This is a genomic window from Streptomyces lasiicapitis (assembly GCF_014646335.1).
Classification (GTDB): Bacteria; Actinomycetota; Actinomycetes; order Streptomycetales; family Streptomycetaceae; genus Streptomyces; species Streptomyces lasiicapitis.
Window position 1 is genome coordinate 124,027 of record NZ_BMNG01000004.1, and the last position, 21,853, is coordinate 145,879.

15 protein-coding genes and 1 pseudogene are annotated in these 21,853 nt (G+C 73.0%); 7 read left to right on the forward strand and 9 right to left on the reverse strand.

Going from position 1 to position 21,853, the window contains the following annotated elements:
* The first annotated feature begins 52 nt into the window (after positions 1–52).
* Complete coding sequence (locus tag IEY91_RS09165; RefSeq protein ID WP_189173568.1) at positions 53–877, forward strand: peptidoglycan recognition protein family protein; 825 nt, start codon at positions 53–55, stop codon at positions 875–877.
* Between the two features lie 27 nt (positions 878–904).
* Here the strand turns inward: IEY91_RS09165 and IEY91_RS09170 are convergent, their stop codons facing one another.
* Positions 905–1,567, reverse strand: a complete 663-nt coding sequence (locus IEY91_RS09170; protein ID WP_189173569.1) for a class F sortase — start codon at positions 1,565–1,567, stop codon at positions 905–907.
* Between the two features lie 121 nt (positions 1,568–1,688).
* Positions 1,689–2,189 (reverse strand): hypothetical protein, encoded by a 501-nt coding sequence (locus IEY91_RS09175; protein ID WP_189173570.1) that lies wholly within the window; start codon positions 2,187–2,189, stop codon positions 1,689–1,691.
* A 250-nt stretch (positions 2,190–2,439) separates the two neighbouring features.
* On the opposite strand from IEY91_RS09175, the gene IEY91_RS09180 reads away from it, so the two are divergent.
* Positions 2,440–3,237 carry an isocitrate lyase/PEP mutase family protein gene (locus tag IEY91_RS09180; RefSeq protein WP_189173571.1) on the forward strand — a complete coding sequence of 266 codons (798 nt, stop codon included), beginning with the start codon at positions 2,440–2,442 and terminating at the stop codon, positions 3,235–3,237.
* Between the two features lie 41 nt (positions 3,238–3,278).
* On the forward strand, positions 3,279–4,586 hold the full coding sequence (locus tag IEY91_RS09185) for an MFS transporter (protein WP_189173572.1): 1,308 nt from the start codon (positions 3,279–3,281) through the stop codon (positions 4,584–4,586).
* Between the two features lie 6 nt (positions 4,587–4,592).
* Here IEY91_RS09185 and IEY91_RS09190 read toward each other — a convergent pair whose 3' ends face one another.
* Both IEY91_RS09190 and lpdA read right to left on the reverse strand, forming a co-directional pair.
* Positions 4,593–6,773, reverse strand: a complete 2,181-nt coding sequence (locus IEY91_RS09190) for an MMPL family transporter (RefSeq protein WP_229696816.1) — start codon at positions 6,771–6,773, stop codon at positions 4,593–4,595.
* A gap of 149 nt (positions 6,774–6,922) precedes the next feature.
* Positions 6,923–8,326, reverse strand: coding sequence for a dihydrolipoyl dehydrogenase (lpdA, locus tag IEY91_RS09195; RefSeq protein ID WP_189173573.1), 1,404 nt, complete (start codon positions 8,324–8,326; stop codon positions 6,923–6,925).
* 420 nt (positions 8,327–8,746) lie between these two features.
* On the opposite strand from lpdA, the gene IEY91_RS09200 reads away from it, so the two are divergent.
* On the forward strand, positions 8,747–9,622 hold the full coding sequence (locus tag IEY91_RS09200; protein ID WP_229696872.1) for a TauD/TfdA dioxygenase family protein: 876 nt from the start codon (positions 8,747–8,749) through the stop codon (positions 9,620–9,622).
* A gap of 56 nt (positions 9,623–9,678) precedes the next feature.
* Here the strand turns inward: IEY91_RS09200 and IEY91_RS09205 are convergent, their stop codons facing one another.
* From IEY91_RS09205 to IEY91_RS42320, 4 genes are all read right to left on the reverse strand, one after another.
* A complete protein-coding gene (locus IEY91_RS09205; RefSeq protein WP_189173575.1) occupies positions 9,679–10,242 on the reverse strand; it encodes a GNAT family N-acetyltransferase in 564 nt (187 codons plus the stop codon).
* A gap of 141 nt (positions 10,243–10,383) precedes the next feature.
* Positions 10,384–11,121: a cupin domain-containing protein gene (locus IEY91_RS09210; RefSeq protein WP_189173576.1), complete on the reverse strand. Its 738-nt coding sequence runs from the start codon at positions 11,119–11,121 to the stop codon at positions 10,384–10,386.
* A 193-nt stretch (positions 11,122–11,314) separates the two neighbouring features.
* Entirely contained in the window at positions 11,315–11,764 is a 450-nt protein-coding gene (locus IEY91_RS09215) for a subtilase-type protease inhibitor (protein ID WP_189173577.1), read from the reverse strand.
* 404 nt (positions 11,765–12,168) lie between these two features.
* Positions 12,169–16,278 carry an AfsR/SARP family transcriptional regulator gene (locus IEY91_RS42320; protein WP_189173578.1) on the reverse strand — a complete coding sequence of 1,370 codons (4,110 nt, stop codon included), beginning with the start codon at positions 16,276–16,278 and terminating at the stop codon, positions 12,169–12,171.
* Positions 16,279–16,458: 180 nt separating this feature from the next.
* Between IEY91_RS42320 and IEY91_RS09225 the strand changes: the two are divergent.
* Positions 16,459–17,355, forward strand: a pseudogene (locus IEY91_RS09225) (NAD(P)-dependent oxidoreductase); the annotation flags it as partial.
* 18 nt (positions 17,356–17,373) lie between these two features.
* Here the strand turns inward: IEY91_RS09225 and IEY91_RS09230 are convergent.
* The gene (locus IEY91_RS09230; protein WP_164326706.1) at positions 17,374–18,942 is read right to left on the reverse strand and encodes a Na+/H+ antiporter; all 1,569 of its coding nucleotides are present in this window, start codon (positions 18,940–18,942) and stop codon (positions 17,374–17,376) included.
* 253 nt (positions 18,943–19,195) lie between these two features.
* Between IEY91_RS09230 and IEY91_RS09235 the strand changes: the two genes are divergently transcribed.
* Entirely contained in the window at positions 19,196–19,285 is a 90-nt protein-coding gene (locus IEY91_RS09235) for a potassium-transporting ATPase subunit F (RefSeq protein ID WP_164326707.1), read from the forward strand.
* 10 nt (positions 19,286–19,295) lie between these two features.
* A complete protein-coding gene (locus tag IEY91_RS09240; RefSeq protein ID WP_189173580.1) occupies positions 19,296–21,839 on the forward strand; it encodes a sensor histidine kinase in 2,544 nt (847 codons plus the stop codon).
* Positions 21,840–21,853: the final 14 nt, after the last annotated feature.

The following is a 21,853-nucleotide window of genomic DNA, read 5'->3' on the forward strand; positions in this document are numbered from 1 at the left end:
ACTGGCCCAGCCCGCGGGGCGCCCCGCGGCGGCCGGAGACAGAGTGGAACCCATGCGTGCCTTGCGGGAGACAGTGGTGGGGCGGCTGTCGCGTGCCGGGCGCGCCGGGCGCGCCGTTCTCGTGTGTCTGCCCGGTCTCGCGGCCGTGGCCGCCCTGGCGCTGTGCGTCTTCGGGGTGCAGCGCGCGGTCGACGGGGGCGGACGACGGCAGGTCGAGGCCAGGGCGGTCGCGCACCATGCCGCCCGGCCCGCGATCGTGCCGCGCGAACGGTGGCTGGGCGACGCCCGTCCCACCCAGCCGCCCGCCCGCTACGGCGGTCCCGTCCTCGCGGTCTTCGTCCACCACACGGACTCGCCCAACGGATACGACTGCGCCGACGCGCCCCGCATCATCCGGGCGCTCGCCGAGGGCCAGACCAGCGCCCGGCTGTTCGACGACATCGGCTACAACTTCCTCGTCGACCGCTGCGGCACGATCTACGAGGGCCGCGCGGGCGGCGTCGACCGGCCCGTCATCGGCGCCCACACCCAGGGGTTCAACCACCGCACGGCGGGCGTCGCCGCGATCGGTACGTTCACCGCGGGCAGCCCGGTCCCGGCGCCGATGGTGGAGGCCATAGCCGCGCTGACCGCCTGGAAGCTCGGCCTCACCGACGCCGACCCGCGGCGCACGGCACGCCTCGTCTCCAGCAACAGCCTCAGCAGATACCCGGTGGGCGCGCACGCCGACTTCCAGACGGTGTCCGGGCACGCCGACGGCTACTACACGCACTGCCCGGGTGCCGCGCTGCGGGCCGTGCTGCCCGCGATAAGGGAGCGGGCGGCGGTGCTCCAGGGGCGGACGTCCGCGCAGGCCGTCGCGGCGCAGCGCCACTGACGGGGTCCGCGGGCCCCGGCTCCCGGCTCAGCGCGCGGTGGCGTACACGATGAGGTTGTCCACCGGATGCCCCTGCGCGTCGAACGCGCCGTCGCAAGTGATCAGGCGCAGGGCGCGGGAGTTGGTGCTGCCGTAGACCTTGTCCGTCGGGAAGGCCTTCTTGTCGACCGTCTCGGTCCTGGTCACTCTAAATAGAACGTTCTTTCCACTGGAGTTGCGTACGGTGATGTCCGCGCCCGCGCGCACCTTCTTCAGGTCGTGGAAGACGGCCTTGCCGAAGCGGGTGTCGTTGTGGCCGATGATGACGGCCGCGCCGCGCTCACCGGGCACGGCCCCGCCGGTGTACCAGCCCGCGGTCATGCCCTTGTCCGGCGGCGGCACCTCGACCGTGCGGTCGTCGTTCAGGCCGAGCCGCATCAGGGAACTGCTGATGCCGACCGACGGGACGGCCACGTGGACCGGGTCCGCGGGCGTCGCGGGCTTGCCGCGCCCCGCGGCGGTCCTTCCGGAACCCGCGGCGTCGCCCGCCTCACCGGCCTGCGGATCCTTCACGGCGTACGTGGTCGGGGACTCGGCCCGCGCGCCGCTCGCGGACGAGGAGCAGCCGCTCGCGGCGGCGCAGACGAGGGCGAGGGCGGACGCGACGAGCGCGGCGGTGCGCTGCGGGCGCCGATGGTGCGCAGGGGACATATGGGGCTCCGTGCGCGGCGGCGCCGCCCCGGTTCATACGGAAGGGGACCGGGGCGGCGCCACCACGAGGGGTCGGGCCCGACGGGGTGCGTCGGGCGGTGCCGGCGGGGGGCGGGCCGTGTCAGGCCTGCGTACGCCCGGCGGCGCGGCGGCGCAGGACGATCGTGCTCGCGCCCGCGAGCAGCGCGATGCCCGCGGCCGAGCCGACCAGGGTGGCCGTGCCGTCGCCGCCGGACGCCGGGCGCTCGCCCGCCGCGACACCGCCCTTGGGCGCCTGCGCGGCCCTGTCGGCGGCGACCTTCTTGCGCTCCTCCGGGCTCACCGGCTTCGGGGTGGGCTTGGTGTCCTCGCGCACGACGGGCTTGTCGCCGGCGGCGACCCCACCGCGCGGCGGCGCCACGCTCGGCCTGCCCTCCTTCTTGGCCTGCTCGGCGGCGTCCCGCTTCTCCTTCACCGCGTCCTCGTCGGACGGCTTGCTGACGGTGGGCTTCGGCTTGGGCGTCGCGTCGTTCGCGAAGGCCGTGGCGGCCGGAGCGGCGAGCACACCGCCTGCCACGGCGGTGGCGACGGCGGCGGCGCGCAGGGACGTGCTGCGCTGCGGACGACGGGCACGGTGGGACATGTGGGGCTCCATTCCAGCTCTGACTCGGACGGGCCCGGCACCGTTGGTCGTCGGCGCCGGGCCTGTCGCACAGGCTGGCGTGAAGATGTGAGGAAGCTGTCAGGTTCCTGTTGCCTTCCGATCAGCGAGCCACCCGGGCCTGTGTTGACGAGTGGGACACGACGGCCGCGCCAATCGCGCGTACACGCCTCGGCGGCGGATGCCCGCACCCCCGCCCGCCCGCGACCGCCCCGTCTGGCACAGTGCGCCCATGACCGACCGATACGACGCCTTCCGCGCCCTGCACCGCACCGGTGACCCGCTGCTCCTGCCCAACGCCTGGGACCACGCGTCCGCCGCCGCGCTCGCGCGCGCCGGTTTCCCCGCCATCGGTACGACGAGCCTCGGCGTCGCGGCCGCCGCGGGCAAGGCCGACGCGACCGGCGCGGCGCGCGAGGAGACGGTGCGCCTCGCCCTCGGCATGGCCCGCCTGCCCGCGCTCATCACCGTCGACATCGAGGGCGGCTTCAGTGAACGGCCCGACGAAGTCGCCGAACTCGCCCGTGAACTGGCCGCAGCGGGCGTCGCCGGAGTGAACCTCGAAGACGGCAGACCCGACGGCACCCTCACCGCGACCGGCCCCCAGTGCGAGCTGATCCACGCCGTCAAGGAGGCCGCGCCCCATCTCTTCCTCAACGCGCGCACGGACGCGTACTGGCTCGACGCCGGGGGCGAGAAGGAGGCCCGCGAGCGCACCGCCGCCTACCAACGCGCGGGCGCGGACGGCGTGTTCGTGCCCGGAGTGCAGGACGAGGCCGTCATCGCCGGGCTCGTCGACGCCCTCGACGTCCCGCTGAACACCCTCTACTCGCCCGGCGGCCTGTCGCCCCGGCGCCTCGCCGAGCTCGGCGTGCGGCGCGTCAGCACCGGATCGCTGCTGTTCCGTGCGGCGGTGCAGCAAGCGGTCGACGTGGCACGGGAGTTCACCCTGGGCGCCGTGGGCAAGGAGGGGCTGCCGACGTACGCTGAGGCGCAGGCGCTCGCAGAGGCGTTCGACGACCCCGCCTAGGCGGCACGCGGGGGCGCGTTACGGGGAACAGGGGGACAGGCATGGCCCGGCGCGACACGTCGCGGCGCACGCGGCCGGCGGCGGGCCACGGCCCCGGGCGGTCGTCGCTGTGGTCCGACCCCAACTACCGCCTCTTCGTGAGCCTTCAGGGCCTCTCCGCGCTCGGCGACTCCTTCTCGCACGTGGCGATCCCGCTGCTCGTGCTGCACCAGACCGGATCGGTCATGCAGATGGGCTTCGTCACGGGCCTGACCGGCGTCGCCTCGATTGTCACGGGCCTGTTCGCCGGAGTGATCGCCGACCGCGTGAACCGCCGCCGCCTGCTGGTGGTCACGGATGTCGCGCGCTGCCTGCTCTTCGGACTGATCCCGCTGGTGTGGCTGTTCGCGACACCGGTGTGGCTGGTGTACGCGGTCGTGCCCGTCGCCGGGGTCTTCGCGATGCTCTTCCAGGTGACGTACGTGACCGTGGTGCCCGGCATCGTCGCCCCCGGCCAGATCCTCAAGGCCAACAGCCATCTGTACGGGACGTACGCGGTCGCCAGCGCGGGCGGGCCCATGCTCGCAGGGCTGGTCGCCGCGTCGTTCGGGCCCGCGGCCGCCATCGGCATCGACGCCGCGACCTTCGCGGTGTCGGCGGTCGGCATCCTCTTCGTACGGATACGAGCCACCCCCAAGCCGGACGAGGGCGCCGGGGGAGCGCCGGCGGCCGAACGCGGCGGCGTGCGGGAGGAGTTCCTCGCCGGGGCGCGCTTCCTGTGGCGGCATCCGGTGCTGCGGCCCCTGACGGTGCTGCTCGGGCTGCTCACGTTCCTCACCTACGGCCTGACCGACGTCCTCATCTTCCGTGTGAAGCACGACCTCGGCCACGGCGACGGCACCGTGGGCTATGTGCTCACCGCGGGGACGCTCGGCACCCTCGCCGCCACGTTCGTGGTGGCCCGGCTGCGCGGGCGGCTCGGCTTCGGCGCGAGCTGGATCGGGGCGCACACGCTCTCGGGGGTGGCCGTGGCGTTCCTGGGGCTGACCGGGAGCGTGCCGCTGGTCGCGGTCCTCGCCGCCTGCATGCTGTTCTGCACGGGCATCGGAGGCATCAACTCCATGTCGCTGCGCCAGGAAGTGACACCCGGTCACCTCCTCGGGCGGGTCACCTCGTCGTTCTGGACGATCCACAACTCCCTGGGCCCGGTCGGCGCGGCCGTCGTCACCACGGCCGCAGCCGCGTGGGGCGCCCCGGCGGTGTGCCTGGTGGTGGGCGTGTGCGTGGCGGCCGTCGCGCTGAGCGGGACGCTTACGGGGATCGGGCGGGCGCGGGCGGGGCGAGCCGAGGACGAAGCGGCCGGCCCCTGACGCGCGTCACCGCGTCCCGTCGGAACCACCGGTCACTTTGGCACCACCAGACTCGTCGGACCCACCGGCCCTGCCGGAACCACCACCGTTGCGCTTCTCGTCCCCGTGCCCCGGCCACCACGCCGCATGCCCGATCAGGGCCGTAAGCGCGGGCGTGAACAGCATCGCCATCACGAACGCGGCGACCAGGATGCCGAAGGACAGCGAGAAACCCATCTGGGACAGCGTGGAGTTGCCCGCGAGCATCAGCGTCGCGAACGTACCGGCGAGGATCACGCCCGCGGAGCCGATCGTCGGCCCCGAGTGCCGCACCGCAGTGCCCGCCGCGTCGTGCGGGGTGCGGCCCTCGCGGGCCTCCTCGCGCAGCCGGGACACCATGAGGATGTTGTAGTCCGTGCCGAGTGCGACCACGAACAAGTACATGATCACGGGCAGCATGAACATCAGGCCGGGCTGGCTGCCGATCTGCTGGAAGAGGATCGACGTCGCGCCGAGCGTCGCGCCGAAGCCGAGCGCCACCGACAGCATCAGGTACCAGGGCGCCACCAGGCTGCGAAGCAGCAGGCCGAGGATCACCATGATGGCCAGCGCTGCGACGGGGAAGACGACCGAATAGTCGCGGTCCACGGCCTTGTTGATGTCGACGTACACGGCCGTCGTGCCGCCGACGAGCGCCTCCGTGCCGGACGGCGCGTCCTCGTGGGCGGCGGGCCGCAGCCGGTCCCGCACCGTCGCGAGCGCGTCGTCGGACGCCGGAGGATTGGACAGGACCACTGAGTACGCCGCCGTGGTGCCGTCCTTGCTGACGCGCGGCTGCGCCACCTCGCCCACGCCCTTGACGGACTGCAACTGCTCGCGGAAGGCGGCCGGTTGGCCCGAGGCGAGCGGTTCGTCGCCCTCCGACGTCAGATACACGAAGGTCGGGTCCGTCGCGCCCGCGGGGAAGCCCTTCTCCAGGTTGTCCTGCCAGACGATGGACTCCTTGGTCTTGGGCAGCGAGGAGCCCGCGAGGTCGAAGTTCGCCTTGTAGCCGAGCGCGCCGAGCGCGAGGGCGCCCATGAAGAGCGCCGAGACGACCGCCCAGACCGCGGGCTTGCGGGCGATCGACGCGCCGAGCTTGGCGAAGCCCGTGCCGTGCGGCTCCCGTTGCCAGGACTTCGACGGCCAGAAGACCTTCGTACCGAGCAGCGAGACCACGGCGGGGACCAGCGTGAGCCCGGCGAGCAGCGTCAGGAACACGGCGATCGCGAGGGCCGGGCCCATCGAGCGCAGCATGCCGAGGGTGGAGAGGGTCAGCGCGGCGAAGGCGACGATGACCGCGCCCGCCGCCGACGTGATGGCCTCGCCGACGCGCTCGACGGCGTGGATCATGGCGCCCTTGGCGTCCTCGCCCGCGCGCAGCGCCTCCCGGTAGCGGAAGAGCAGGAACAGGATGTAGTCCGTGCCGACGCCGAACAGGACGACGGTGAGGAGCTCTTGGATGGAGGAGTCGGCCTTCATGTCGAAGGCCTTGTTCGCGGACGCGATCAGGCCCGTGGCCATGGGCGAGATGAGGCCGATGAGGACGACCGGCAGCAGCGCGATGATGGGGCTGCGGAAGATCACGAACAGCAGCACGATGATGATCACGATGGTGCCGACGCCGACGAGGATCCCGGCCCGCTCGGAGGCGTCGCTCTCGTCCAGGGCCTGCGCCGCGGAGCCCGTGATGCCGGCCTTGAGGTCGGTGCCCTTCAGCTCCGGCTTCAGGTCCTTGCGGAGCTGCTCGACGGCGTCCTGCTGGTCGGTGTCCTCGGGGTTGGTGATCTTCGGCATGGCGACGACGGACGTCTGCACGAGCTTGTTCGGCGACACCGCGCCGGGGTCGATCGCCTGGACTTCCTTGATCTTCTTCGCCGCGAGGTCCTTGGAGATGCGGCTGACGTCGGCGGCGTCGGCGGCGGTGAGCTTCGCGCCGTCCGAGCGCTGGAAGACGATGATGGCGCCGATGTTCTGCTGCTGCGGGAAATCGCGTTCCTGCAGGTCCGACGCGCGGATGGATTCGTAGTGGTCGGGCAGGAAGCTCGCCTCGTCCGAACTGGAGGTGAGCTTCGGCGCCAGTGAGATCACCGCGCCCGCGGCGATCACCCACGCGAGGATGATCCACCAGGGGCGGCGGACCACGAACCGGCCCAGGCCAGAGAACATCGAAAGCTGCCTCTCCTCGGCCCCCGAGGCACATCACATCCTGCCAAGGATCATCCGGAGTACGAGCCTCCGCCACTCGGGCGAGCGTCGGGCAGCTGGTGGAACGGTGGCCCCGCCGCCCCCGCGGGCGCGGTGGGGCCACCGGCCCGTCAGAAGTTGATCATGTGCCCGGCCAGGCCGTGCACGGCCTCCTTGACGGCCTCGCCCAGGGTCGGGTGGGCGTGGACGTTGCGGGCCACCTCGTGCACCGTGAGATCCCACTGCTGGGCCAGGGTGAGCTCCGGGAGCAGCTCGGTCACGTCGGGGCCGATCAGGTGGGCGCCGATGATCTCGCCGTACGTCGCGTCGCTGATGATCTTGACGAAGCCGACGGTGTCGCCCAGGCCGTGCGCCTTGCCGTTCGCCTGGAACGGGAACTTGGCGACCTTGACGTCGAAGCCCTTCTCCTTGGCCTGCGCCTCCGTCCAGCCGAAGCTCGCGATCTGCGGCTGCGAGTAGGTGGCGCGCGGGATCATCGGGTAGTCGAGCTCCATCGTCTCGGCGTCCGCGAGGGTCTCGGCGGCCACCACGCCCATGGACTCGGCGGTGTGCGCGAGCATCAGCTTCGCGGTGACGTCACCGATGGCGTAGATGTGCGGCACCGACGTGCGGCAGCGGCCGTCGACGTCGATCGCGCCGCGCTCGGTGACCGCCACGCCGGTGGCCTCCAGGCCGTACCCGGTGACGTTCGGCGCGAAGCCGATGGCCTGCAGGACCTTGTCGGCCTCCAGGACCTGCTGCTTGCCGTCCTTGGCCGTGACCGTGACGTGGACCTGCTCGCCCGACTCGTCGATCGACTCCACGCGCGTCGAGGTCAGCACGTCGATCCCGAGCTTGCGGTACTGCTTGGCCAGCTCCTTGGAGACGTCCGCGTCCTCCAGCGGCGCGATCCGGTCCAGGAACTCGACGATGGTGACCTTCACGCCGTAGTTGTGCAGGACGTACGCGAACTCGATGCCGATGGCGCCCGCGCCCGCGATCACCACCGACCGCGGCAGCTCTTCGGCGAGGATCTGCTCCTCGAACGTCACCACGCGGTCGCTGCGCCGGGTGCCCGGAAGCAGCTTCGGGGTGGCGCCGGTCGCGATGATGCAGTTCTCGAAGCCGATGGTCGTGGTCGTCCCGTCGGCCTTCGCCACCTGCAAGGTGTTGGCGTCGAGGAAGGTGCCGCGGCCGTCGAACTCCGTGATCTTGTTCTTCTTCATCAGGAAGTGGACGCCCTTGACGCGGCCGTCCGCGACCGTGCGGCTGCGCCGGAACGCCTCGCCGTAGTCGAAGGACACCTCGCCGTCGACCTTGATGCCGTACGTCTTCGCCTCGTGCGTGAACAGGTGCGCCAGCTCGGCGTTGCGCAGCAGCGCCTTCGTCGGGATACAGCCGACGTTGAGGCAGACCCCGCCCCAGTACTTCTCCTCGACGACCGCGACCCGCTTGCCCAACTGGGCGGCGCGGATGGCGGCGACATAGCCGCCGGGTCCTGCTCCGAGCACGACGACGTCGAAGCGCTCATCCATGGGGTGGTCCTCTCTGCCTTCACAGCTTCTTCGTACGGATGCCACGATCATCCGTCATCCGGGGACCGCGGTGACGCGCGGGTCGGTGTCCCGGTCCGCCGACGGGCCGGTGCCCGGGAGGCCGGGTCCCTTTCCGTTGACGTACGCGCAGTGGCATCCCACAATGACCACATGATCCAGCACCTGACCACCGGCCTCGGACGTTTCAACGTCCCGTGGCGGTGCGGGTGCGAGCGCTCGGGCTGTTGACGCGACGCGGTGGCGCCGCGCCTTCGTGTCTTTCACCTCTCTGCCGTTCACCCGAATCCGCCCGACGCGAGGATCACTCCCATGACGGCTGTGCCCGTTTCCCCTTCCCTGCCTTCTTTCCCTTCCGCCGCCCCGCCCGCTCTGCGTGCGGCCCGCGTCCCCGCCGACGGCATGTACGAGGGCCGACGCACCCTGCGCCGCCTGCCCGAAGGCCGGCCGGAGCTTCCGTACACGCACCTCGACGTCGTCCCCCAAGGCCGCGTCATCGGCGCCGAGATCCGCGGCGCCGACCTGACCCGGCCGCTCGGACCCGCGGTGCGCGAGGAACTCCACCGCGCCCTCCTTGAGTGGAAGGTGCTGTTCTTCCGCGCCGCGCACCTCACCTCCGACCAGCAGCGCGACTTCGCCCGCAACTGGGGCGAGTTGGAGACCAACCCGCTGCTCGCGCGCGGCTCCGCCGATGACGTGGCCCGCTTCGAGAAGGGCGGGAACGCGGCGCCCACCTTCGAGAACGTGTGGCACGCCGACGTCACCTTCCGCGAACGGCCCGCGCTCGGCGCCGTGTTGCAGCTCCGCGAGGTCCCGCCCGTCGGCGGCGACACGATGTGGGCGGACATGGCCGCCGCGTACGACAACCTCCCGGACGCAATCAAGGCGCGCGTCGACGACGCCGTGGCCGTGCACGACTTCATCCCCGGCTTCGCCCGCTTCTACGGACCCGAGCAACTCGCCCCGCTCCAGGACGAGTTCCCGCCCGTCACCCACCCCGTCGTGCGCACGCACCCGGAGACCGGGCGCCGGATGCTGTTCGTCAACACGTCCTTCACCACGCACATCGTCGGCATGGACCGCGCCGAGAGCGACCGCCTGCTCGGGTTCCTGGTGCGCCAGGCCCATGTGCCGGAGTACCAGGTGCGCTGGCGCTGGCGGGCGGGCGACATCGCGTTCTGGGACAACCGGGCGACGCAGCACTACGCCGTCGACGACTACGCGCCGCACCGGAGGGTGGCGGAGCGCGTGGCGATCTCGGGGGACCGGCCGTACTGATCGCGGCCCGCGTTCCGGCCTCGGCGGTCCGGGGGCTCAGCGGTCCCGGCCTGGGCTCAACGGTCCAGTGAGAGCACCCACTTGACCTCTCCGTCGTGCCGCTCCGCGGTGGGCGCGAGCCCGGCGGAGCGGGCCACGGCGGCGGACGCGCCGTGGTCGGGGTGGATGTGCGCGAGCACGGAAGTCACTCCGGGGCGTGTGCGCAGCCACTCCACGAGGGCGCGTGCCGCCTCCGAGGCGATGCCTCGGCCCTGCCAGGGTGTGCCGACCACCCAGGCGATCTCGGCGGTCAGGCCGCCTGCGGCCGACGAGGGCTGCACCGTCGCCTGCACGGTGCCCGCGAGGCGGCCTTCGGTGGTCTCCCTGATCACCCAGTTGCACCAGGACGTGCGAGGGTCGGGGGACCCGGCGACCATGCGGGCGTACCGGGCGCGCAGGGTGTCCACGTCGTCCGGGGCGCCGCCGATGAACGCGTGCAGGGCCGGGTCCCCGAGGACGGCCGCCATCTCCTCGGCGTGGGCCACGCGCAGCGGCTCCAGCGCGAGGCGCTCGGTGGTGATTGGCTCGGCCGTCACGGCGTCCGCGAACGCGCCGCCCAGGGTGTTGTCTGTGCTGTTCATGGGGGCTCCTCGGGCGGATCGGTGTACAGAGGCGCGGCGCGGCCACGTGGGTGACGGCGGGGCTGACGTGAGTGATCTTCCCCTACTCATCGACCGTCGGCAGCCGTGATCGGTTCCCGCGCCCCTGCCGGGGGGGCGGGCTCAGGCCCCGGTCTCGTACGCGTCGAGCCGCCCGCACATGCCGAACCGGCCGCGCTCGGCGGGCTGTTCGGCGCGCACCCGGGCGTGCGCCAGATGGCTCGCGTCGCCCCGCGCCAGGGCGTCGAGCTGTGCTCCGGTGGCGGCGGCCGACGCCGCGGCGCCGGTCTGCCAGCGCTTGCGCCATGCCTCGGTCAGGGGCCGGACCAGTGCGGCGGCGGCCCGGTGGAAGGCGGCGAGGGGCTCGGGGGCGCCGGATTCGGTGGCGGCGCGCAGTGCGGCGAACCCCTCGACGGCCAGGTCGCGCCGGTGCCGGGCGGCGTTCTCCTTGGCCTGCTCGGTTCCGTCGGCGGGCAGCGCGACGGCGGCGCGGTACGTCGCCGGGTCGGCGAGCAGGTGCGGCGGCAGCGTGAGCACGGCGTCGCCCGCCTCGGGCAGGCCGCTGTTCTGCATCAGGACGTGGATCGTCAAGTCGCCCTCGTTGACGAGGCGGTGGATGGTGCCGGGCGTGAACCACACGAGCGCGCCGGGGGAGAGGGGGGTCTGCCGGAATCCGGCGGGGGTGAGGGTCTGCACGGCGCCGCGTCCGCCGACGACCGCGTAGCCCTCCGTGCAGGTGAGATGCAGGTGGGGCGTGCCGCCCCGGAGTCCGTCGGCGGCCGGCCAGTCGTACACGCGCAGCCGGGACACGCCGATGCCGCCGGGCAGGCCGTCGTACGCGTCGGGGGCGGGGGTGTGCACAGGGACCTCCTGGGGCCGGGCCGGACGGGTTCCCGGACAGGATCCCCCGGAAAACGGCATTGTGCGGCCCCCGATGCTCGGGACATCGGGGGCCGCGTACCTCGGCGTCCTCCCCCCACGAAAGGTTGCCGAGGGGTCTAGGGGGGCGGAGTGTCCGTCAGGGACGGAGGCTCCGTCAGGAGTTGAGCAGCTGTCAGAAGTTGAGCAGGGCGCCGGTGCCGAGGGCTGCCTTCATCGAGCACGGGTTGCCGAACGTGATCGACCACGCGACGTGCTTGCCCTGCCAGACGCCGGCCGCGGAGACCACGACCGGGTTCCACTCCTTGGTACACGCGACCTTGGGCGCCGCGTCGACGAGCTTCTCGAACTGCGCCTCGACGGCGCTGAATTCGGCGCACGCCGCGCGGGGAGCCGGGTGGGTGCCGGTGGCCTTGGGCGCGCAGCTGAGGGTGACCGCGCGCTGCACCGTGGCCGTGGCGGCGTCTTCGCCCTGGCCGACGGTGAGCACCAGGTCCGAGGGCGCGTACAGGCCCCTCGGCTCGGCGGTCGCAGCCCCGGCCGCGCCCGTCGAGACCGCCGAGACGGTCAGGACACCGGCGGCCACGGCGGCGGCCGCGCTCACGGTCTTCAGGAGGTGACGCACTTTGACGCTCCTTCAATGCTGGTTGGTGGTGCGGGATTTGTGTTTCTTATGGGTGGTGCTGGGAGTTACATGGAGATTGCGTGTGCCACTTTCGGTTGCGGTCGGGAGTCTTGCAAGTGCGCTGAGTGAGCGGCAAGCGGATGGTCGATTTCCGGATGAGTGGCTCCGCTGGGCGAGTGCCGAATGACCGTTCGGGCAGCTCAGGGCGGCCGGGCGTGGCCCGCGCCGACCGTCCAGAATGTGGACTCGGCCAGGTGGTATAACGCGGAACGACTCGCTGACCTGGGAGAATGAGCGGTTGGTTGTTTTCCGCGACGCGGGCTTCGACCGGAAATCGGTGCTTGACCGCGAGGGTATGGAGGGATAAGCGACGGGTGGGGCTGGTGGGGTCTCCCGATGTGTGGCTATCGGGGCGTGTGCGTGCCGGTGGGCCCGGAGCCTGGAGGTCGGGAGCCCGCGGTGGGCCTGGCGGCGGGCGAAGTGGCCTGGTCGCGGGCCGTTTCGGGCGTCAGGCCCGCGCCCTCCTCGAAGGCGGTTGTGTACGTTTCCTCGCCCAGGTGGCCGCGCGCTGCCGCCGACACCCGGTCCACGTCGCGCCGTTCGCCCGGCGGGAGTGGGGCGCCGACGGAGGCGCGGGCGGTGGCGGCCGCGCCGAGCAGTGTCGCCGCCGCGCGGTGCTCCCCGGCGGCGGCCGCCGCCCCCGCGAAGCCCTCCAGGGCCAGGGCCATGGCCCGCGCGTCCCCGAGCCCTAGGGCGACGTCGAAGCCCTCCGCGTGCAGCGCGTGGGCCGCTGCCGCGTCGCCGCGCAGCTCCGCCGCGAAGCCGAGCTCGGCGAGCGCGAGCGTCACGCCGGGGCCGTAGTCGGCCCCCCGGAACCAGGTGAGCAGCTCGCGCATGTGCCGCTCGGCGCCTTCCAGGTCGCCCTCCCTGCGTGCGCCGAGGCCCAGGCCGATGCGGGCGTCCAACTCGCCGGAGCGGAAGCTGTGTTCGTGCGCGAGGCGCAGGGCTTGCTCGTGTGCGGTGCGGGCCTCTGCGAAGTCGCCCGTGAGCAGGGCGATCCGGCCAAGCCCGGACAGCCGCTTGGACGCCTCCGTCCGCAGACCGAGGCGCTCCGCGATGGCCAGTCCCTCGCGGTGCAGCCGGGCGGCCTCGGCGTAGTCGCCCGCGATCTCGCTGAGCGTGGCGAGCGGGAAGACGGTCTGCAACTGGCCCCACTCGTCGCCCAGTTCACGGAAGAGCCGGGCGCTGCGCTCGCTGTCCTGCCGTACGGCGGCGAGGTCGCCGTGCGCGATGGCGTGCCGGGCGCGCACGCTGAGCGCGGCGGCGGTGCCCCAGGTGTCGCCGAGGGCGGTGAAGCCGTCGAGCGCCTCGTTCACAAGGCGCTCGCCGGTGCGGACGGCTCCCGCGCCCATTTGCGCGGAGCCGAGGATCCATAGGGCGGTGGCTCGGCCTGAGGGGTCGTCAAGTTCGTTGTAGGCGCAGAGGGTTGCCCGGAGCAGGCGGTTGGTTTCGGCTCCGCCCGCGCTCTCGTCCCCGCCCGTGCCGTCGTGACCGTCCGGGCCTGTCGCTGCGTACGCGTCTATGTACGGGGCTATGTACGCGGCCGTGGCCGTGGCTGCGGCCTTGGACTTCGGCCCGGTGTCCGTGCCCGCGCAGGTGTCCGCGTACGCGTCCGCGCCGGCGTCGGTGCCCTCGCGCAGCGAGATGCCGGTGCGCCAGGCCAGCGCGAGGGCTCGTGCGGAGGCGGTGTCCGGTGCGGGGTCAGGCACCAACGCCAACGCGGCGTCCAAGTACCTGCGGGCCTCCGCGATCCGCCCCCGCAGCACCCAGTACCAGGCCAGCGCGTTGACCATGTCCAGCGCCCGGCCCGCCGCTCCCTGCCGCACCGCGGTGTCCAGGGCCCGGCGCAGATTGGCGCTTTCCTCGTCGAGGCGATCCAGCCACCGCCGTTGCTCGGGACCGTGCAGCAACCGTCCCGCGCGCACGGCGAGTTCGGCGTAGTGAACACTGTGCCGCTCGCGCACGGCGTCGAACTCGCCCGCCTCGCGGAGCTGTTCGGCGCCGTACTCCCTGACGGACTCCAGGACGCAGTACCGCGGCCCGTCAGGATGGTCCGAGGCCACGACCAGGGAACGGTCTACGAGACGGGAGAGGAGGTCGAGTACGTCCGGTCCGCGTACGGTGCCGTCCGCGCCGACGGCCTGCGCGGCGTCGAGCGTGCAGCCGTCGTGCACGGCGAGGCGCCGCAGGAGCGTGCGCTCCGGGGGCGTGAGCAGCGACCAGCTCCAGTCGATGACCGCGCGGAGGGTGCGTTGGCGCGCGGGGGCGCCCCGGAAGCCGCGGGCGAGCAGGGCGAACCGATCGTCGATGCGGGCCAGCAGCCCGTGCACCCCCATCGTGCGTACGCGTGCCGCGGCCAGCTCAAGGGCCAACGGGAGCCCGTCAAGGCGCACGCACAACTCGGCGACGGCCTCGGAGTCGTCGGCCCCGAGCCGCGCGCCGGGCCTGGCCCCGGATACGCCCCCGGCCCCGGAACCAGATACGTCCCCGGGCCCCGAACCGGACACGCCCCCAGAACCTGATCCCAGCCCGGCCCGCTGCCGGAACAGCTCCACCGCGCTCACCAGATCGAGCGGCGCCACCACCCACACCCGCTCCCCGCTCACATCGAGCGGTTCCTGGCTGGTCGCGAGGACGCTGAGCCCCGGTACGTCGCGGAGCAGCACGTCCACCGACTCGGCGACGGCGTCCACGAGGTGCTCGCAGTTGTCGAGAACGATCAGCAGCCGCCGCCCGCGCAGCGCCCACGTCAGCCGCTCGACGGCGGCCACCGGAGCCCCGGGCTCCTCATGCAGACCGAGCACCCGGCCCACGGCCTCGGCCACCGCGTCCGCCCCGTACCCGGCCGCACCGTCGAGCCCCGCGAGCTCGACCAGCCACACCCCGTCGACAAACTCGCCCAGGAGCCCCCGCGCCGCCGCGACGGCGAGCCGCGTCTTGCCCACGCCACCAGGCCCGGTGAGGGTCACAAGCCGGGTCTCGGCGAGGAGTTGACGTACACCGGGCACGTCGTCGTCCCGTCCGAGGAGAGCGGCGACGGGGGCGGGGAGGTTGGTACGGGGCGCCGGGGGCGCGGGGGCGGGAAGGTGCGCCCCAACACCCGACCGCGCGCCGCGATCACCGGCAACACCGGTGGAGCCGACCACCGAAGCCACGACTGCCGCACCCTGAGCCATCGCGGGCCCGGACACCGAGCCGCCGGCCGCCGCAGAACCGGTTGCCGTGCCGTCGGTCACCGCGGCCCTGGCGGTCGCACCTTGCGGCATCGCAGGCCCGGCTGCCGCCCCGCCCCACGCCGCAGCCCCAGTCGGCAACTCTCCCCGCGCCGCAGTCTCGCCCGCCGCTTCCTCCGCCACCGCAGGTACCGCTGCTGCTCCCGAATGTTCGGCTGTCGCGTTCGCCGCTTCCTCAGCCGAAGTCGCGGCCCTGGCCACCGCGGCGCCGCCCGTCGAAGGCACGGCCAGGGCCCCAGCCGTCGTGCCTCCGGCCGCGGAGGGCTCGGCCGAAGGCGCGGCCTCTGACGAAGCGGCCGCCGAACGCGCAGCCGCCGCCGAAGGCACAGGCAATGGTGCAGCCGCCAGCGAAGGCGCAGCCACCGACCCGGCCCCGGCCGAAGACCCAGTCGCAGACGAAGCCGACCCCGAACCCGCCGACCCCCCGCCCTCCCTCGCCGAGAACCCGTCCCCGGCACCCCCCGGCCCCGCCAACCCCGGATCCTGGCGCAGGATCGCCCCGTGCAGTGCCGCCAGTTCCGCGCCCGGGGCGAGGCCGAGGTCGTTCGCCAGGTGGCGGCGGAGGGTCTCGTACGCGGCGAGGGCCTCTGTCTGGCGGCCCGCGCGGTACAGGGCGCGGAGTTGGGCGGCGCGGAGGCGCTCGCGGAGGGGGTGGCGTACGACCAGGTCGGCCAGGTCCGCGGCCAGGGGGCCGTGGTCGCCCGACTCCAGGCGGGCCTCGGCCTGTTCCTCCCACGCGGTGAGGCGGGCCTCCTCCAGGCGGCCGATCGCACCGCGTGCGAAGGGTGCTTCGGTGAAGTCGGCGAACGCCTCGCCGCGCCACAGGTTCAGTGCCTCACGCAGTAGCTGTGCCTTCGCGTGCGGGTCGTCCGCGGTGGCTCGTGCCCGTTCGAGCAGGAGCGCGAAGCGGCCTGCGTCGACCGCGTCCGCCGGCACGCGCAGCGTGTAGCCGGCGGGGCCCGCCGCCACCAGGGCCCGGCCTCCCGGTTCCGTACGCTCCAACGCCCGGCGCAGTTGGGACACCTTGCCCTGGAGCGCGTTCGCGGGATGGTCGGGGAGTTGCTCGCCCCACAGGCCGTCGGTCAGCCGGTCCGCGGACACCGGGTGGCCGGGGTGCACCAGCAAGTGGGCAAGCAGCGCACGGACCTTGGCACCAGGGACCGCCGCCTCCGTGCCGTCCGTCTTCCACACGGCCAGCGGACCGAGCACCCCGAATCGCATGTCGATGACGATAACCCGCCAGGTGAGCGACCTGCGGCGGGTGGCGACAGGCGGCGGCAGGGGGCGGCAGGGGGCGGCAGGGGAGACCGACAGCGGTTCGGCAGTGAAGCGGCACCGGACCGGCAGCGCCCACCCGCACGGTGGTGACCACAAGCAGCTGGGCACACCGCCCGGCAGCACCGCTCCCACCGGAGGCCCACCATGAGCGACACCACCCCCGAGCCCACGACCGTCACCGTCATCGGCCTCGGCAACCTCGGCCACGTCCTCGCCCGCACTTTCCTCGACCAGGGCCACAAGGTCACCGTCTGGAACCGCTCGCCGGGCAAGGCGGACGAACTGGTCGCCCGGGGCGCCACGTTGGCGGCCACCCCGGCCGACGCCATCGCCGCGAGCGACCTCGTTGTCATCTGCGTACTCGACTACACGACCGTCCGCGACCTGCTGACGCCCGCCGTGGGCACCCTCGCGGGCCGCGTCGTCGTCAACGTGACCTCCGGCATCCCGGACGCTGCCCGCGAGCTCGGCACCTGGATCACGGGGCACGGCGCCGCGTACGTGGACGGCGCGGTCTACGCCATCCCGCAGACCATCGGAAGCCCGGAGGCGTTCGTCCTCTACAGCGGTGACGAGGACGCGTTCGGGCGGTACCGGACGCTCCTCGAGACGCTGGGCCGGGTGGAGTTCGTCGGGTCCGACGCGGGGCTCGCGGCGGTGTACGACGTGGCGCTGCTCAGCGGCATGTACGGCATGTTCGCCGGGTTCTTCCAGACGGTGGCCGTCGGCGGCTCCGCCGGGATCGACGCGGTGCCGGTCACCGCGCTGCTCGTCCGCTGGCTCAAGGAGGCCATCGCCGCGCTGCCCGGCTTCGCCGCCGAGATCGACGCCGGGGACTACCGCACGGAGACGTCGAACATGGACATCAACGCCGTGGGCCTGGCCCACATCCTGACCGCGACCAGGGCGCAGGGCGTCGGTGTGGACCTGCTCGCCCCGCTGCAGACGCTGTTCGAGCAGCAGGTGTCCGAGGGGCACGGCGCCGAGAGCCTGTCCCGCACGATCGAGTCCCTGCGCTAGCCCGCCCCCGGGGCCCGCTCACGCGTCGGCGAGCCGAGCCTCCTCCAGGTCGAGCGACCGCTGCAGCCGCCGCCGCGTCGTATCGCTGATGCGGTGCTCGTCGTACAGATGCCGGAGCTCCGCCGCCTCCACGGCTATCAGGTCGCGGCGGAGCTGGCGGTAGACGTGGTCGGCGGACTCGGCGGTGGCGTCGCCGTTCTCGTCGAGGCGTTCGCGGGCGTGTTCCAGGCGGGCCTGCAGACCACGGCGCAGGCGGTCGACGACGACCTCGGGGACGGCCTCCAGCTCCGACATCTCGTCGAGGCGGCGGATGCCCGCGTCGGCGAGGCGGCAGCGCGCGGAGGCCTCCTCGCGTTCGGTGTGGTCCGGTTCGAGGGCGATGCCGGAGCGCCGCACCACGGGCGCGAGCGTGAAGCCCTGGACGACGAGGGTGACCACCACGACCGACGTCGTGAGGACCAGGACCAGCGGGCGCTCGGTCAGCGGACTGCCGTCGTCCGCGGTCACGGGGATGGAGAGCGCGGCGGCCAGCGGCACCACACCGCGCGTCCCCGCCCAGGTGAGGACGACGGGTATGCGCCAGTTGGTGCGCCCGATGCCGCCCTTGCGCTGCACGAGCGCCGACAGCGGCGCGAGCCACAGCAGCCGCACCGCGACGAGCGTGCCCGCGATGGCGAGCGCGTACAGCGGCCACGCCCGGTCGTCCGCGCTCAGCGCCCGCACCTGCGCGGGCAGCGCGAGACCGATGAGGCTGAAGACGACGCTCTCCAGGAGGAACACGACCGTGCCGTACACCGCGTGCAGCTGGAGTCGTATCCGCGCGTTCGTCAGCCGGTCGCCGCGGCCCCCGAGCACCACACCGGCCACCACGACGGACGTGATGCCCGACGTGTGCGCCGCCTCCGCGAGTACGTACGCGGCATAGGGCGTGACCAGGGCTGTCACCGTCTCCAGGACGGGATCCTCGGTACGCCGCCGGATCAGCGTCACCACTAGGGCGACCGCTCCGCCGATGAGCGTGCCGCCGCCCGCGAGCACCACGAACTGCGTGCTCGCCGCATGCCAGTCGGCGGCCGCGGACGCCACCGCGACACTGACCGCGACCCGGAACAGGACCAGCGACGTCGCGTCGTTGAACAGGCTCTCCGCCTGCACCAGGACCTGCACCTTCGGCGGCAGCGCGAGCCGCCGCCCGAGCGCGGTGACCGCGACGGGGTCGGTGCTCGCGAGCACCGCGCCGAGCACCAGCGCCATCTGCCACGGCAGCGGCGTCAGCCAGGACGCCACCACGCCCACCGCGGCGGCCGAGGCGAGCACCAGACCCACGGCGAGCACGCTCACCGGCTTCCACACCGCCCGCAGCTCCCGCCAGGACAGCTCCTCGGCGGACGCGTACAGCAGCGGAGGCAGCACGACCAGGCCGATGATCTCCGGGCTGATCTCGATCTGCGGGGCCCCGGGCAGCAGCGCGAGGCACAGTCCCGCGACGACGAGCAGCGACGGAGCGGGGATGCGCCAGCGGCGGGCGAAGGTCGCCACCATCGTCGCGAGCACGACGAGAGACAAGACCGTACCTACGCTGCGCATTGCCGCCCCCTGCCAGAGTGCGGGCTCACCTTGGGAGCAAGGGGCCTCGTCACGCCGACCAGTCTTCCCGGCACACCGCCTTCACCTTATCGGCCCGCACGGCGTCAAAGCGGTGTCAACGTCCTGGTGAGAGCTGCCAAGGATGTGTCAAGGGGCATTTCCGGTGTCTCCATAAGCGGCTTCCGTAGGGGAGTCACCAAGTACCGAGCGGCTTCGCAGGGAAGTCACCCAGCACGCCAAGGAGTTGAGGGCCGTGAGCGCGGAGAATGTCGTGGGACTCCTCGTCGCCATCAGCCTGGTCGGGTACCTCGTCCTCGCACGGCTCTTCCCGGAGAGGTTCTGACACCGGCGCGATGACGGACGTACGACCCGGACAACTGAAGGTCTACCTCGGCGCGGCACCGGGGGTCGGCAAGACGTGCCGCATGCTCGACGAAGGACGGCGCAGGGCCGCACGCGGCGCCGACGTCGTCGTGGGCTTCGTGGAGTGCCACCGACGTCCGCACACGGAGGCCGCCCTTGAGGAGGCGAGGTCGGGCGGGCTCGAGGTCGTGGAGCGGGCCCGCTGTTCGTACCGCGGCGGAGAGTTCACCGAGCTGGACCTGGACGCCCTGCTCGCCCGCCGCCCGCAGGTGGCGCTGGTCGACGACCTCGCCCACACCAACGTCCCGGGCGAGGGCCGCAACCCCAAGCGCTGGCAGGACATCGACCGGCTGCTCACGGCCGGCATCGACGTCGTCACCACGGTCAACATCCAGCACATGGAGTCCCTCAAGGACGTCGTGGAGAAGATCACCAAGGTGCCGCAGGCCGAGACCGTCCCCGACGACGTCGTGCGCCGCGCCCACCAGATCGAGCTCGTCGACGTCGCCCCCGAGTCGCTGCGCCGCCGCATGGCGCACGGCAACATCTACGCCCCCGAGAAGGTCGACGCGGCCCTCGCCAACTACTTCCGCACCGGCAACCTCACGGCGCTGCGCCAGCTCGCCCTGCTCTGGGTGGCCGACCGCGTCGACGAGTCCCTCCAGGAGTACCGCGTCGAGCACGGCATCGGCGGCGTGTGGGACACCCGCGAGCGCGTCGTCGTCGGCCTGACCGGCGGCCCCGAGGGCGACACGCTGATCCGCCGCGCCGCCCGCATCGCCGACCGCTCGGTGGGCGGCGAGCTCCTCGCCGTGCACATCGCGCGCAGCGACGGGCTCGCCGCGGGCACCTCGCACGCCTCCCTGACCCGGCAGCGCCGGCTCGTGGAGGACCTGGGCGGCAGCTACCACTCGGTCGTCGGCGACGACGTCGCGACCGCCCTGGTGGAGTTCGCCCGCGCCGAGAACGCCACCCAGCTCGTCCTCGGCTCCAGCCGCCGCGGCCGCTTCGAGCGGTTCCTCACCGGGCGCGGCACCGGCGAGGCCGTCGTCGAGAGCTCCGGCGACATCGATGTCCACACGGTCACGCACGAACGCGCCGGCGCGGGCACCCTGCTGCCCTCCCGCAGGCGTACGCTGTCGGGCCCGCGGCGCGTCGGGGGACCCGTCGCCGGGCTGCTGCTTCCGGCCATGGTCACCCTCCTGCTGGACCTGGACGTGGCCCGCGAGCACCTGAACCTCACCAGCGAGGCGCTGCTCTTCCTGCTCGCCGTGGTGGGCGTGGCCTGCATAGGCGGCGTGCTGTCCGCGGTGGTGGCGTCCATGACGGCGTCGCTGCTGCTCAACTACTGGTTCATGCCGCCCATCGGGCAGTTCACGCTCGGCGATCCGAACAGCATGCTCGCGCTCGTGGTGTTCGCGATCGTCGCCGCCACCGTCGCCGCCGTCGTCGACCGGTCGCTGCGGCTGTCCCGGCGCTCCGCGCGCGCCACCGCCGAGGCGGAGACGATGTCGTCGCTCGCGGGCACCATCGTGCGCGGCGGGCAGCCGATCCCCGCCCTGCTCGAACGGGCCCGCGAGGCCTTCGGTGTGGACGCGGCCGAACTGGTGGACCAGCCGCCCGACGCCGCCGACACCCAGGTGACCGTCGTGCCCGCGGGCACCGACGCCTATCTGGTGCTGCGCGGGCGCCCCCTGCCCTCCGCGGACCGCCGCGTCCTCGCCGCGTTCGCCGCGCACGTCGGCGCCGCCGTGGAGCGGGCCCGGCTCGCGGAGGCCGCCGCCGAGGTGGAGCCCGTGAAGGCCGCCGACCGGATGCGCACCGCGCTCCTTCGGGCCGTCGGCCACGACCTGCGCACCCCGCTGGCCGCAGCCCTCGCCGCGATCGGCTCGCTGCGCAGCCGCGACCTGGACTTCTCCGAGCAGGACCGCGAGGAACTGCTCGCCACCGCCGACGAGTCCATGGTCAAACTGAACCGTCTCGTCGACAACCTCCTCGACATGAGCCGCCTCCAGGCGGGCGCACTCAAGCTCGAACTGCGGGACACCGCCCTTGAGGAGGTGCTGCCGACCGCACTCGACTCGCTGCCCGTCGAGTGCCCGGTCGAGACGGGCAGCCTGGAGGAGATCCCCGCCGTCCTCGCCGATCCGCCGCTCCTGGAGCGGGTGATAGCCAATCTCGTCGGCAACGCCGCCCGCCACACCCCCTCCGGCGAGAAGGTCCTGGTCACCGCGAGCGTCCTGGCGGGCCGCGTCGAGCTGCGCGTCGTCGACCGGGGCCCCGGCCTCCCGGTGGCCGACCGCGACCGGGTGTTCGAGCCCTTCCAGCGGCTCGGCGACACCGACAACACGACGGGTCTCGGGCTCGGCCTCGCCCTGTCCAGGGGCCTCACGGAGGCGATGGACGGCACCCTCACACCCGAGGACACCCCCGGTGGCGGCCTCACGATGGTGCTCTCGCTGCCCTTCGCGGAACGGGTGCGTGAAGTCAACGGTGCGCTCGGCTCCGGCGTCTGGCATTCTGAGCGCCTTTGATTGATGGGCGCATC